The following is a 13,440-nucleotide window of genomic DNA, read 5'->3' on the forward strand; positions in this document are numbered from 1 at the left end:
CAACTCTGCCAATCCATCCGGAACCCGACGCGTTGACAGCTGTCAACTTTGTGCTGCCGCAGAACGCCACCGTTCAGGCCGCAGCGCGGCCTGAGCCATTCAACAGCGCCATCACCATCGGTCCGGTAGAGAACTGACCAAGCGCGAATTTGGTGGAAAGGGCTCGCAGATAACCGCCCGGGCTGTTGATATCGCTGAAACGTTGCAGGATACAGGCCACGGTGACGGCGGCGGTTTCAGGTCCCATCAAGTCTTGCGCTTCATGCCAGGCCGAGGGGCTAATCCCCATCATGCCGCGCACATAGCTGGCCGCCACGACAAGATCGTGCCAATTCTGCGGGTCCCGTTCGCAATACGGCAGGATATCCGGGCACGCCTTCAAGATCAGTGCCAATGGCACCCTCGGCAAATCGCGATCCGGATCGGGGTCTGTAATCCCCTGACCTTCGCCCTTGCCCATTTCTGGGTAAAGTTCAGATTCAAGAGTATCTGGTTTTGAATTCTGACAGTACCGCTCAGTTTCAACGTCATTGCCGCTCATTTCTTTTGATTCAATCGCAAGCAAAGCCTGAATGTCCGCCAAGATATCCCCAACGCGCTGCTCAAGAACCGCCACCTCCTCAAGCTCCAGTTTGCGGCGCATCAGCTTGTGAACCTCCAGCAGTGATGCCAACAAATCCTCCCAATCGCCGGGCAGGGCGTTTTCCTGCCCGTAGAGCGCAAGTTTCAATGCATCCCGCTTGAGCAGCGACAGCTTCTCGCGCGCGGCGGCCAGACGGGCCTGATCAGCACGGGCGTGTTGAGCAGCCTCGCCGATCCGGGCGGCATTATGCAGCAGCGGGCGCAGATCGAAGCCAAAGGCACGGGCGATTTCGCCATCCGCGCCGCGGCGGGCATAGCGTTTGCCATTGGGGCTGTCGTGACGTGCAATCAGACCCGCATGGATCAAAGCCGCCAGGTGTCGGCGCAGGGTGCTTTCGGCCATGCCATGGGCACGTTCAGACAGCGCCATGTTTGACGGAAAGACAATCAGGCTGTCATTGTCCGACAAGGCCACGTTTGGATGAAACGAGACCAGCGCGTTCAACACCGCCAGGTCCCGGTCCGTCACTTCAAAGGCGCGTCGGGCCGTGCACAGATCGCGCAGCAGTTCCCATTTGTCGATGTGCATTACCTCGGGTGCGGCTTGCAGGGCCACCGCCTGTTCAATCAGACCAGCCGTCACCGGCCGCCGCCCAAAGGGCGTCGTTGTGATGTGTTCCATATGCTGTCACGAGACAAAACTTTTTTACCCGCCGGACTCGACGCCAGTTGACAACCGTCAACTACAAGCCATAGAATCGGAGGTGCTAAATCACCAATTCAGGCCTCTTGGAACTTCGGTTCTGAGGGGTCTTTTCTTTCCGTCCTGTCTGTTTCGTGCCTCCTTGTCGCTGCTCCACGATTATCCCGCGGTTGCGGGGTTACTCATCCCGACCGGTTTTCCAGCGGTGATGAAGTTCCGAGATGTTCTCGGCCAGCCAGTCCTCGAACCCTTTGGCCGTTTTTGTGTTCAGAGTGAGAACCGCTTTGGTGCCACTACGCCGCATCTGACCCAGCACCGTTCCGTCCGCGCCTTTGAGCGGCGCGGCGTCCCGTGGGGCAGGGGACTTGCGCGGCGTGAGGGCGGTCAGAACCGCTTCAAACCGGTCATCGGATGTGCCGCCCTGTGCGGCCTCAACGGCGCGCTGCTCCTGATCCTTCGGCAACAGCTCTGCCAGTTTCAGCCAGCGGTCCCGACCCACCGACGGGGCAGCTCCGATCGCCTGGATCAACGGCTCCGGGATACGATCGGACACGGAAAGCATACGTGATATCAACGTCTTATCAACGTGCAGTGCGTCGCAAATCACCTTGCGCTCATAACCCATATCCTGCATCTGGCGGGCGAAGTTGACCTTCTCGATGAAACTTAGGTCGCGACGGGCGGTGTTTTCCTGCCCCTGCGCCAGAATCACCGCGCGGTCGTCCAACACCCGGATCAGCGCCTTGACCGGCTGACTCAGCGCGCGCAGCGCGGCTACCCGGCGACGGCCATAGACCACCTGATAGCGTTCGCCATTATTGGGGTTCGGGCGCAGCAGCACAGGCACCTGCTGGCCATATTCGCGGATCGACTCGATCAACTCTGCCAGACCGGCGTTTTCCTCTAGCCGGTCTTGAAGACCGCCCTGATCAATCATGCGCGGGTCAATCTCCTGCACCGCACGGGATTTCAGATCCGAAATCGACTGGCTGACCGCCCCGATCGCTCCCGAGCCATAGCGCGGCTTGGCCACATCGACGCGGGCAGGGGCCTCATCAGCCGGCGGGGCAGGGGGGGCATCCATCAGTCCCTTGAGAAGGTTCTTACGCGCCATGACCACGTCCCCATGCTGATTGAACCAAAGATTCAATTTCACCGTTTACTGCGTTCAGGCTTTCGATGGCCCGCTCATAGGTCGAGCGCGTGAATTGGCCCTTTTCGACCTCGTATAGGGTCTGTTTTGTGATCCCGGCATCGGAAATCGCGGTCGATTTCAGCACCGGATGGTTCAGCACATGATCCCCGAACATCGAGCGCATGAAGCTGACCATCTGGTTCTGCGGCCCATCGCCGGGCTCATACCGCGTTACCACATAGCGAAGCCAATCATAGGACATGTTGCCCCCGGCCTCGCTGACCACGCCCAACAGGTTCGAGGTCATCAGCAGGAACTGGCACATCGACATCACGTCCAGCATCTGCGGATGCACCGTGACCAGAACGGCAGTGGCCGCTGACAGGGCCGACATGGTCAGGAACCCCAGCTGTGGCGGGCAATCGACGACAACCACATCATACTCCTGTTCGACTGAGGACAGCGCGTCGCCGATCCTTGTAAAAAACAGGTTACCGTCCCGTTGCGTCAGCGCGCGGGGGGTGTCGTGTTCGAACTCCATCAGGTCCAGATTGCCGGGGATCAAGTCCAGATTGGTGAAATAGGTCATTTGAATCACGTCGCGCAGCGGCACAGGATCTTCATAACGGATCGCGTCATAGAGCGTACCGCCATCCAGCAGGTCGAACTCGGGCTGAAACCCGTGCAGCGCAGAAAGACTGGCCTGAGGATCCAGGTCGATACCCAGCACCTTGTAGCCATCCAACGCCATCTTCTGCGCCAGATGCGCGGCAGTCGTCGTCTTACCCGAGCCACCCTTGAAATTGATGACCGTGATCACTTGCAAATGATCGCTGTTCCGCCGCCCGGGCAGATAGGTTCCGGGCGCCTTGGCCCCGGCTTCAAGCAATTCGCGCAGAGCCTGAATATCTTCGGGCGAGTAATAGCGCCGCCCACCAGCACGGGTTTCGGGCGACGGGCCGCGGCCATCCAGATGCAGCTTGCGTAAATAGGCATCTTTGACGCCCAGCAATTCGGCGGCCTCTCCAGACGTGAATTTGCGTAGGGATCGTTTGGCGTCGGGCGGGAACAACTGTGCGCGATGCGCCTGTAGTCGTTCAGACAACCGCCGGGCGTGATCGCCCACCAGAAGGTCGATCCGTTCCTGTGTATGGCCAGATTGCTGCGCCTCCGATACAGTGGCACTTGCGGTTGCTTGCTCCATCTCTGCCCTCATTTGGCGCTGCGTTGTTACGCTTATCGCCGTTTTATTCACTGCTTTCCGTAATTAATGGGGCACAACCTACGATTCTTGCAAGTGTTTTTTCCATATCCTGTGGCCAAAACCATCCGAACCACAAGGCGAGCGGGCTTGACTTCTGCCGATAGTGTGACCAAGTATGACTATGGAGGTGCATCATGACCATTAAAACCACCCTCAGCTTCACCGACCGTCATCACCGATTCCTCAAGGAAAAAGTAGGCGAGGGGGTCTATGCATCAGCGTCGGCCGCAGTTGCAGCTGCTGTCGAACGGATGATTGAAGATGAGGAAGCCCGCGAGGTCGCGCTGGACGCCATGGCCGAAGAAATCCGACGGCGCGCTGCCTCACCGCGTGCCAATTTCGTTGACCATGACGATGTCTTTGCGCCAGCGCTGCGGCGACTGGATCGCGACGCGTGACATATCAACTGCGCTATCATCCGTCAGTGGCGGATGATCTGCTGACTATTTCCGATCTGATCGAAGACTATGCCGGCCCGCAGATCGCGCGTCGCAAACTGACCGAGATCGCCGACGTTGCCCAAAGCCTGCGCACGCTGCCTCATCGCGGCACTAAGCGCGATCATATCCTGCCCGGCCTGCGCGCCATCCCCGCCGCGCGCCGTGCAGTCATCGTCTTTACGGTCGATGACGACGCGCAAGAGGTCCATGTGTTGGCAATCACCTATGGCGGCGCAGACTGGATTTCGCGCACTGGTCGGCGCAGCTGAAATCACCCCAACAGGTCCGTCGCCGGGTTTTCGGCGATATCGACATCGTCATAATATTTCTGCGCCTGCGCCATGGAGCGGTGCAGCGAGAGGCGCATGGCAGCCTGGATTGGGGCGCCGTCCAGTGCGGCTTGGGTTAGGAATCCAGAACGCAGACCGTGCGGCGAGGCGAAGTCCTCCGGCAACCCTGCCAACTGGAGGCGATGTTTGACGATCTGATAGATAGCGTCCGGCGAAAGCCGACGTTTCAGCACACGATCCGCCTTGGAGATGGGTCTGAACAGTGGCCCGTTCTTAATCTGTCCAACCTCGATCCAATGAACCAGCGCCTGGGCTGCGCGGCCTTTAAGCACCAGCCGCGGCGTTTCGCCTTTGGTTGTCGTCTTGGTCTCCAGGAGTGAAATCCAAACCAGGCTTTTCTCGTCGAACTCCTTTAGCGAGACGTCTTCAAACATCAACCCGGTGATCTCCGAGCGCCGTCTACCACCAGAAGCCCAACCCAGCATCAAGATGGCGCGGTCGCGGCAATCCCGCCGGGACCCCCGACAGGTGGACAGCAACTGCTCGAGCACATCGCGGGTAATCGGGTGCTGCGATTTTGGGGCAGGGGGCCGGGCTGCTGCCCGGCGCGCCTTGGCACGGGCCTGCTTCACCTGCGGCGCACCGAAAGGGCTGGTTAGGTTCTTCATTCGATGAAAGGCAAGCCAGGAGGCGATGCGCCGGTCCAGCGTCGAGGGGGCAGGGCAGGCGAGGGACTTGCGCAGCCCCTGGGCAATCAGCGCTTCTGCGGTTTCACGCGCCACATCTGTTTCTGGTGCGTCATTCAGATCGCGGGCGTGATCGAGAATGAAGGCGAGGGCGGTGGCTTCGGATTCCGGCCAGTCCAGCGCCGTGCCAAAGCGCACGGATTTCCAGGCGGTGATGTAGAGCAGATCACGTTCATAGGCCCGCAGCGTGTTGGCGGGGGTGCCGCGAATATAGAGATCGGTCAGCGCCTCCTGATCCGCCTGAGATAGGGCAGGGGAGGCGGCGGGGAGATATGCGGCTGGCGGCTTCATGAGGCTTATTCTGCGCCAATTTAGCCGTGAATTCAACAAATGTGATAAGCGGGACTTATCGGATGTGATCGATGATTTGCAGACTTGAAAAAGTAACGAGCAAAAAGAAGTATTTTTGCGCATAAAGCGGTTAGCTAATTTGCATCGCAGCAAATTCGGCGGGACTCCATTGAAAAGTTTTAAACAATTTTTGGTGAATAACGCATCGGAGCAACGAAGTGCGCGATGCGTCCAAATGACGAACAGGGCAGCGCAGGCAACGCTAAGCTAGCAACTGTATTTCTCAGGGGGTCTGAGCCGACCAGTTTTGCCGAGATTTGAGGAGTGCGTTTGCGATTGTGACGAGCTTTCTAGCGACTGCTGTGATGATGACTTTGTGTGGCTTGCCCGCGTCACGCAAACGATCTGCGAAGATCTTGAGATGCGGATTGTGATGACTCGCGACGAGAGCGGCCTGGAACATGATGTGTCGTACCTGTCGCCGTCCGCCACCAATGGCGCGCTTGCCGCGCATCGCACCGCTGTTGTGAGCAATGGGAGCCAGGCCCGTGAGCGCAGCAGCTTGTTCTCCCGAGAGTTGGCCCAGTTCTGGCATTTCCGCGATCAGCATAGTGCTGGCAACGGGGCCGATCCCAGGAACAGAACGCAAGATATCAGCGGTTTTTGCAAGGCCCTGATCTGCGTCTGGTCGAAATGCCATGAATCGCGCAATGAGTTCCGCGTCGATCCGATCCGTCTTGGCGCGTGTGCCATGGCTGGCAGCGAAGGCTTTGATCTGAGCTGGCGGCAACTGCCGAGTCGCGATACCGGCTGCATCCAGCGCGGTCCACAGACGCCATTCCTGCCCTCCAGTCGCCTCGAAACAAACAAGCGCGTGCGTTGATTGTGCCAGACCAACAAGCTGCGCGTGGCCCTCATCGCTGTTCGGGAGCCGCAACCTACGAATGTCCGGCAGACAATGAACGTCAAGCCAATCGCGGCTGACGTCTATGCCGATGATCTGTTCGTGTGATACTTTGTTCATACCCTCTTCCTTCTGCTCCGCGGTCCAGACCGGCCGCATTCAGCTGTTCGAGACGATGAAGAGAGACGGTGCTGGCTCGCTAGGAAACGTGGTCATGCCACAAGGCTCAGACGCCATACACCGCCCCGTCAGTAACCTCGGCAAAGGTGGCTGACGGGGGTTAAGTTAGCAAACTCGAGATACAGAAGGCTCCAGACTCATTGATTTACAGCCAGAACAGCACGGTAGTTGCTAGAGCGATGGCCGAAAGGAATACCTTTGGGCATCTGTCATATCGGGTGGCGACGCGCCGCCAATCCTTCAGGCGTCCGAACATGATCTCGATGCGGTTGCGTCGTTTGTAGCGGCGCTTGTCGTATCGGACAGGCTTGTCGCGTGATTGTCGACCTGGGATGCAAGGCCTAATTCCCCTGTCATTAAGGGCTTCGCGGAACCAGTCTGCGTCATAGCCTCGATCTCCCAGCAGCCAGTCAGCCGATGGCAGACTGTTCACCAGAGCCTTGGCGCCCGTGTAATCGCTGACCTGGCCCGCGGATATGAAGAAGCGGATGGGGCGTCCGAGGCTGTCAGCAACAGCGTGCAGTTTCGTATTCATGCCACCCTTGGTACGCCCGATCAGCCTGCCGCGCCCCCCTTTTTCAACCGCAGGCTGGAGGCTGTGCGGTGCGCTTTGAGGTATGTAGCGTCAATCATGATGGTCTTATGATCGGTTCCCTCCGCAGCCAGCCCGGTCATGATCCGAGCGAACACACCCATATCGCTCCACCGCTTCCAACGGTTGTACAGTGTCTTTGGTGGTCCAAATTCACGTGGCGCATCGGACCAACGTAACCCATTGCGGTTGATGAATATAATCCCGCTCAGTACACGACGATCATCAACTCTCGGCTTGCCATGGCTCTTTGGAAAGTAAGGCTGAAGCCGCGCCATCTGCTCGTCGGTCAGCCAGAAACCCTCCGTTGTGCAAATCCCTCAATCAGGCCCACAGGTGCTGACGTCAGACAGACGACAGTGCTTTGGCAAAGAACTTGGTTGCTGCTGGACGATTTCGTCGCTCAGACAGCATGAAATCAAGGGTGTTTCCTGCTTTGTCGACTGCTCGATAAAGATACATCCACTTGCCGCGCACACGGAGATAGGTTTCGTCCATGCGCCAGGAACTCAGCGTTGGTCGCTTCTTCGATTGCGCGCTCGCGGCGATCATCGACGAATACTTAACAACCCACCTGTTGAGAGTAGCGTGGTCCACCCGCACGCCGCGTTCGGCCATGATCTCTTCCAAATCACGGTACGACACTGTGTACCGCAAATAGAAATATACAGCGTAAAGAACTGCATCCTTGGGAAAGTGGCAGCCTTTCAGAGAGATCATACTTAAAACCTGTTCGAAAACTATTCGACAGGAAGAGACTGCGAAACCTGAGTGCTCGTCAATCTCAGTTCAAAATTTGCGACACAACCGATGAACGTCCGGAAAGGGCCGTCTCCGAAATCCAGCGGCAATGGAGAAGGGGCCAATACCGCCCCGCGGCAAGGAATGATGCATGAATAAACAACTACTGTGGCCAGTTCGCACTGGAATGGCCTCGATAGCCCAGACACGAACTTCATTCATTAACTTTTGGCTTCCAATTGGCTTGTTTCATAGCGTCGCCAAGTTCCACCCCGTATTCTGGATTCGCAAATAGTCTTTGAAACAAAATATCCACCCTACTGTCAGGCCATTCACGCGAGAGTTTATCTGACATAGCTTGAGCTTCACTTTCGTTCCCCAGCATCTGATGAGCCGCCATCAGATAGGCGACAGAAACAGGGCCGACTGGGCCACCCTTTTGGGTCACCTGCTCAAAGGCGGAAACGGCACCTTCGAAATCCTTCAGATGGAACTTTGCAGACCCCATCGCGTTCTGAAACACATAACCTCGGTCCAAATCTATTTTCGACAGTGCGTCTTCGCTGATCGCCACGACTTTTTCGAACTCACCTGAGTACAACAGGATCAATGACACGAACTCCAGCACGTGCACGTCGTTTGGTGCCAACCGCTGCGCCCTGTACGAGAACTCCATAGCTTCAGGCCAATTACCCTTGGTAAATTCGACCCAGGCCTTTGCAGATTGGCTCCACCCCATTTCGGGTGCCAATTCAATCGCCCGGCTGGCCTGTGTGTCCGCGTAACGCAGCAAGTCGCCGGTTGGATCAGCGTCCGGTGTAACCAGCACTATCGTTGCTGCAACCTGCGCGGCTCCTGCATGGCCTCCGAAATAGCTGTCGTCGTTTTCGATTGCCCCCTTGAATATCGTCAGGGCTCCGTTCAGTCGCGCGGGCTCCAAGGCCGGAAAGATCAAATCGCGGCCCGAATTGGCCAGGTTCACGGCCTGAAGCCGCATGGGGGATGCATCAAATATCGCGCTGCGCTCATCTTGGCTCAGGCTATCGACTGGCAGGCTGACTGGAACCCCACGATTTGTCGACATTAACGCAATTGCCACAGCAACACAGATTATAAGGAAAACCCCTGCAATCCCAATGAACGGGCGCGGCCAGGTGTAAGTCTTGGTTTCCGTCTCAGGTATTTCGGGCTGATCCGTCCCGGGCGATTTAATCGATATCTCAGGTGCGTACCCGCCTTTTGGCAGATCGAAAACAGTGACTTCATCGCGGCCATCTTCGACATAATATTCGGCCAGCTTGCGACGCAGGCGACCGGCGTCCACCCGCACCACATTTTCTCTTCGCGCCATCTCGGACATGGTCGCGCCGTAGACATCCATGGCGATTGTTTTGGCACGGATGTCATCGGCTCGACCGCTGATTGATTCCTCGACGACGTAGATAAGAAAGTCCTGCAGTCGCTGTGATCCAGCGAATGTCTGGGATCCGACAAGTCGCTGAAGCGCGACCCGCACATCTTTGGCGTCAGGCGTTCTACCACCACTAATACTAGTCGATGTGCTTTTGGATAATTCCATTTTTTCAGCAAGTTACATCTCTGATTATACCGTATTATGCCCCGATAAACCTTTTGTGAGAAGTGAATTCGGCCAACAATTCGGGGAATCTGTTGATTAGTCGAACGAGCGTCGAATTTGAAAGGTTACGTGCTTGATACCCTGTTTCCGAACCACCAAGCCGCAATTGCAGACTTACGGCGCGCGGACACGGTGTTCGATGAGATTTGCCGGGACTACCAGCTTCTCAGCGACGAGTATCTCTCCATGAATGATGAGCCGGCAAGCCAATCGTACCAGTTTGCCTGCGATATCCGCGAAACCCTGGATGGTCTTCGGGATGAAATCGCCCAGTCACTGCGGCGCGCAGGTAAGATGTAATTCGAAAATGGGGAAGGGATACCGATGAGATCAATATTTAAACATGCCTCGGCCATGGTGCTGATGGCTGGCGCGAGCTTTGCTCAGGATGCGCCCATCATTCATGACGGAGAGTTCCAGTTTCTCCGCGCACAATTTGGCGATCAATGGGATGCTCAGGATACGGAAATCGACGCAAAGCTTGCAGAAATCCGTGACGCCAATGACGGCAAGCCCCCTAATATTCTCTACATTCTGATCGACGATGTCAGCTTCGGTCAGATGGGCAACCGGACGATGAACTATGTCACCGGTTTCGATACGCCCAACATCAACGATTTTGCCACCGAAGGCATGTCCTTGATGAGGATGTATACCGAGCCATCCTGCACGCCAACACGAACAGCGATGTTGACAGGTCGTCATCCGGCGCGCGCGGGCGTGGAAGAGGTCAAGGTTGCGCTGGTCGGTGAAGGTCTTGCGGCCGAAGAAGTCACGATTGCCGAAATCCTGAAGGAGGAAGGGTACAACACCGCGCATGTCGGGAAATGGCATCAGGGCGATATTGAACAATCCTATCCGCACAATCAGGGGTTTGATTGGGCGGCCTTTCCTTTGCACCAGCAAGTTCAACTGAGTCTGATGATACGGGACGCAATGGTCGCCAACAACATGCTTGGCTACCATGCGTCGGGTCAGTCCAACCAGTTTCAGTTGGATCAACGGTTCAAACCCTACGGTCTGGTAACTGGCGTTGAAGGTGAAGCTGGTGGTCTTGCCCGCGAAGTCGATATGGCACCGGGCGAGGAATGGACGCAGGCGAAATACGAAGAAATGAACCTGCGCTATCAGCGTCAGGCATTGGAACAGCTGGAGAAGCTGGCTTCGCAGGACGATCCGTTCTTCATGCAGTACTGGCCGCTCTATCCGCTAAACTTTGCCTATCCTGATGAGGCCGTTTCCCGCAACGGTGGCTTCCATGCCGACAAGTTGCAGATCCTGGACGGTTGGATCGGCGAGGTGCTGGCCAAGCTGGATGAAACCGGAAAGGCAGACAACACCATCGTCATGATCATGGCCGACAATGGCCTGATGTATCATTATGAGGGGACTTCCGGCCTGAACCAGCTGATTTACCGCGGCGGCAAGACGCAGCATCTTGAAGGTGGTGTGCGTACCGATGCCTTCATCCGGTGGCCCGGCGCTATCGAGCCCGGCAGCGCGGCGGGTGACATTGTGCATGTCTCAGACCTGTTCACCACCTTTGCCCGGATCGCAGGTGCAACCGACCGCATTCCGCGCGACCGTGTAATTGACGGTATCGACCAGACCGCGCTGCTGCTTGAAGGCGAAGGCAACTCGCGCCGCGACTATGTTTACGTATATGAAGGACCGATCTTGCGCTCAGTAGTCAAGCAGGAGTTCAAAATGCACCTGCCTGCCCCCGGCCAACCCGGCGCAGCGGCTCCCGTGTTCAATGTCTACCGCGACCCACGCGAGGAACATCCCCTTATCGGGTACTCCCTATGGTCCGGGGCGTCTTTTCAGGACATGGTCAAGCGCCATCAGAAAACCATTGCCAAACACCCGCATCTGCCACTCGGAAAGGGTGTTCCTTATGAAGGAATCGAGAACCTTCGCCCTGAAAGCGAACTAACCAGGGAAGTCTTTTCTAGCTGGCAATAACGAACTTGGGACGGTGGTGGCAAAGCCACCATCTCATCAATCGCACGAGAACTTTTCAGGTACATGATGGCCAGCCATTTTTTCATTCATTCTATCCTGACGTCCGCGTTGCTGATAGCGGGTAGCGCTGCCGGAGCAGAGGAAAACGCGTCAAACCCATTGGCTGCGGTCAACAACACGGACATTCGCTATCAGTATTTTGATCTGGAGGGCGGCGCAGACCGTCAGGATGCATTCATTGATGGCGCATACATGCTGCGACCTGATCTGAAATTGAAATATGAGCTCCATTACAATTCGACGAATGCGACCGGGGAGAGGTTCAACGGGTTTGAAAAGACCAGCTTCAAGCTGATCTATTTCCCGTCACAAAAACCCCTGAATGACACTTGGGCCGTCAAATCCGCGCTCGGGCTGGAGTGGATCCTTGATTTTGGCGACCCCGAGGAAGGTATAGGCACCGGGTCGGATAAGATCGCCCCGTTTGGTGGCTTTGCCTTTGCAAACACAAACACTGGCATGACGCTGATCCCTTTGGTCCAGCATTTCGCATCGTATAATGGGTCGACCGATGTCAGCCAAACTGCAATGCGCCTGATTGCGCTTCAGCCGTTCGGTGATGGGTATTGGGCCAAAGCAGATATCAAAGCGCCATATGATTGGGAAAACGACGCCTAGCCTGCAACCGCTGAGCTTCAGATTGGCAAAAATCTCAGCCCCGGTATTGCCCTCTATGCAGATGTGTTGATCGGGATCGGCGCTGATCGCCCTTATGACCAAGGCATCGGGATCGGCCTCAGATTCAACTACTAAGTTTCATGAACCCCAAGGACAAAGCTATGTCTCACCTCTCACTACTCGGCGCAATCACGCTTGCGACCGGCCTTCTTACGCTGCCGACACTTGCCGGTGCTCAATCACTGCCCGCGCCGGATCAGGACGAAACCGGCTGGCGTCATGGTGCAGCGTTCTATCTGTTCACACCCCTAAGAACCACAGGGACATCGACCGTGGCTGGACAATCCGCTGACTTGGATCTGGATCTCGGTGACGTGCTGGACGTGCTCGATTTCGCAGCGGCCGGACGGTATGAGGCATGGAATGGGGATTTTGGAATAATCGTCGACGCGAACTATGTTGGCATCGAACAAGATACCTCGCTGCCTGGCCCTTTGGGTTCCGATCTCAATGTCGACGTGCGCCAAAAATGGTTTGGTATTCTGGGTGCTTACCGCATTGTAGACTCTGTATACGGAGCCGATGATCAGCGCTATACGATCGATCTTCAGGGGGGCGTTAGATACAACTCTATTCGTCAGGAGATCGGTATAACCACACCGGGCCCGGGAAATCCACCTGTTTTAGGTGGCGATCAGGATTGGATCGAACCTGTAATCGGCGCGCGCGGTATGTGGCGCCTAAATGAGCAATGGACCGGAATTGCTTCTTTGGAGCTTGGCGGTTTTGGCGCCGGTGGGAATGACCTTCAGGTCGGTGTGAATATCGGATTCGATTACCAACCCTGGGAGAAAACGGCACTCACATTTGGATACCGCTACTTCAGCGTCGACTATAGCGATACGCTGAGTTCCGGAGAATTCGCCTATGACGTCGAACAGCACGGGCCATACTTTGGCATCAAGTATTTCTTCTAAGGGCGGGTATGAAACTAGACGACTGTGAAAGAAACTCGTTTTGAATCTGGTGCTGGGAAAAGGAGTTCACTAGTGAATCTACCCGACGACTGTATTATGCAGCGTAAGAGAAATTATGATAAATTTGCGCGAGCCCTATCCGTGCGCTCCAATTGTTCAATCCAGGGCCTTTTCCTGACGAGCTTTCCCCAGTCTCGTGGACATCACGTTCCGCCAGGTCCATTTGGACCTGTCCCGTTTTTGTGCCGCCCCAAGTGCTCGTTTAAGCCACTTTCCTTTCGAATGCGACAGGGCTTTTCCAGCCCAATGCTGA

Annotated in this window: 13 protein-coding genes and 1 pseudogene; 6 read left to right on the forward strand and 8 right to left on the reverse strand. The window is 56.3% G+C overall.

Annotated features, from left to right (window positions below; genetic code table 11):
- Nucleotides 1–73 precede the first annotated feature (73 nt).
- The 3 genes from repC to repA all read right to left on the reverse strand — a co-directional run bounded on the left by repC (nt 74) and on the right by repA (nt 3,624).
- On the reverse strand, nt 74–1,264 hold the full coding sequence (gene repC, locus ACR0EK_RS19020; protein ID WP_480968039.1) for a plasmid replication protein RepC: 1,191 nt from the start codon (nt 1,262–1,264) through the stop codon (nt 74–76).
- A 199-nt stretch (nt 1,265–1,463) separates the two neighbouring features.
- The gene (repB, locus tag ACR0EK_RS19025) at nt 1,464–2,399 is read right to left on the reverse strand and encodes a plasmid partitioning protein RepB (protein WP_480968040.1); all 936 of its coding nucleotides are present in this window, start codon (nt 2,397–2,399) and stop codon (nt 1,464–1,466) included.
- Nucleotides 2,389–3,624, reverse strand: a complete 1,236-nt coding sequence (repA, locus tag ACR0EK_RS19030; protein ID WP_480968041.1) for a plasmid partitioning protein RepA — start codon at nt 3,622–3,624, stop codon at nt 2,389–2,391. The genes repB and repA overlap by 11 nt, the downstream gene beginning before the upstream one ends.
- A gap of 194 nt (nt 3,625–3,818) precedes the next feature.
- Between repA and ACR0EK_RS19035 the strand changes: the two genes are divergently transcribed.
- Together ACR0EK_RS19035 and ACR0EK_RS19040 are read left to right on the forward strand one after the other, a co-directional pair.
- Nucleotides 3,819–4,082: a type II toxin-antitoxin system ParD family antitoxin gene (locus ACR0EK_RS19035; protein WP_480968042.1), complete on the forward strand. Its 264-nt coding sequence runs from the start codon at nt 3,819–3,821 to the stop codon at nt 4,080–4,082.
- Nucleotides 4,079–4,393, forward strand: a complete 315-nt coding sequence (locus tag ACR0EK_RS19040) for a type II toxin-antitoxin system RelE/ParE family toxin (protein WP_480968043.1) — start codon at nt 4,079–4,081, stop codon at nt 4,391–4,393. The genes ACR0EK_RS19035 and ACR0EK_RS19040 overlap by 4 nt, the downstream gene beginning before the upstream one ends.
- A gap of 2 nt (nt 4,394–4,395) precedes the next feature.
- Here the strand turns inward: ACR0EK_RS19040 and ACR0EK_RS19045 are convergent, their stop codons facing one another.
- The 5 genes and pseudogenes from ACR0EK_RS19045 to ACR0EK_RS19065 form a co-directional block, all read right to left on the reverse strand.
- The gene (locus tag ACR0EK_RS19045; protein WP_480968044.1) at nt 4,396–5,451 is read right to left on the reverse strand and encodes a tyrosine-type recombinase/integrase; all 1,056 of its coding nucleotides are present in this window, start codon (nt 5,449–5,451) and stop codon (nt 4,396–4,398) included.
- A 283-nt stretch (nt 5,452–5,734) separates the two neighbouring features.
- Nucleotides 5,735–6,475 (reverse strand): IS110 family transposase, encoded by a 741-nt coding sequence (locus tag ACR0EK_RS19050; RefSeq protein WP_480871410.1) that lies wholly within the window; start codon nt 6,473–6,475, stop codon nt 5,735–5,737.
- A 205-nt stretch (nt 6,476–6,680) separates the two neighbouring features.
- Nucleotides 6,681–7,405 (reverse strand): IS5 family transposase gene (locus ACR0EK_RS19055; RefSeq protein ID WP_480871411.1). Its coding sequence is split into 2 segments (ribosomal slippage): nt 6,681–7,115 and nt 7,118–7,405, totalling 723 coding nucleotides; the frame shifts between segments, so codons are not numbered across the junction.
- 79 nt (nt 7,406–7,484) lie between these two features.
- Nucleotides 7,485–7,847 (reverse strand): annotated as a pseudogene (locus ACR0EK_RS19060) (IS6 family transposase); the annotation flags it as partial.
- Between the two features lie 235 nt (nt 7,848–8,082).
- Entirely contained in the window at nt 8,083–9,447 is a 1,365-nt protein-coding gene (locus ACR0EK_RS19065; RefSeq protein ID WP_171212845.1) for a tetratricopeptide repeat protein, read from the reverse strand.
- 129 nt (nt 9,448–9,576) lie between these two features.
- Here ACR0EK_RS19065 and ACR0EK_RS19070 point away from each other — a divergent pair, with 129 nt between their 5' ends.
- The 4 genes from ACR0EK_RS19070 to ACR0EK_RS19085 all read left to right on the forward strand — a co-directional run bounded on the left by ACR0EK_RS19070 (nt 9,577) and on the right by ACR0EK_RS19085 (nt 13,127).
- Entirely contained in the window at nt 9,577–9,807 is a 231-nt protein-coding gene (locus tag ACR0EK_RS19070; protein ID WP_171212846.1) for a hypothetical protein, read from the forward strand.
- Between the two features lie 24 nt (nt 9,808–9,831).
- Nucleotides 9,832–11,472 carry a sulfatase-like hydrolase/transferase gene (locus ACR0EK_RS19075; protein ID WP_171212847.1) on the forward strand — a complete coding sequence of 547 codons (1,641 nt, stop codon included), beginning with the start codon at nt 9,832–9,834 and terminating at the stop codon, nt 11,470–11,472.
- Between the two features lie 63 nt (nt 11,473–11,535).
- Complete coding sequence (locus tag ACR0EK_RS19080) at nt 11,536–12,150, forward strand: hypothetical protein (RefSeq protein WP_480968045.1); 615 nt, start codon at nt 11,536–11,538, stop codon at nt 12,148–12,150.
- Between the two features lie 161 nt (nt 12,151–12,311).
- Nucleotides 12,312–13,127 (forward strand): hypothetical protein, encoded by an 816-nt coding sequence (locus ACR0EK_RS19085; protein ID WP_171212849.1) that lies wholly within the window; start codon nt 12,312–12,314, stop codon nt 13,125–13,127.
- The last annotated feature ends 313 nt before the right edge of the window (nt 13,128–13,440 follow it).

The sequence above is a fragment of the Ruegeria sp. AE4 genome (assembly GCF_056542185.1).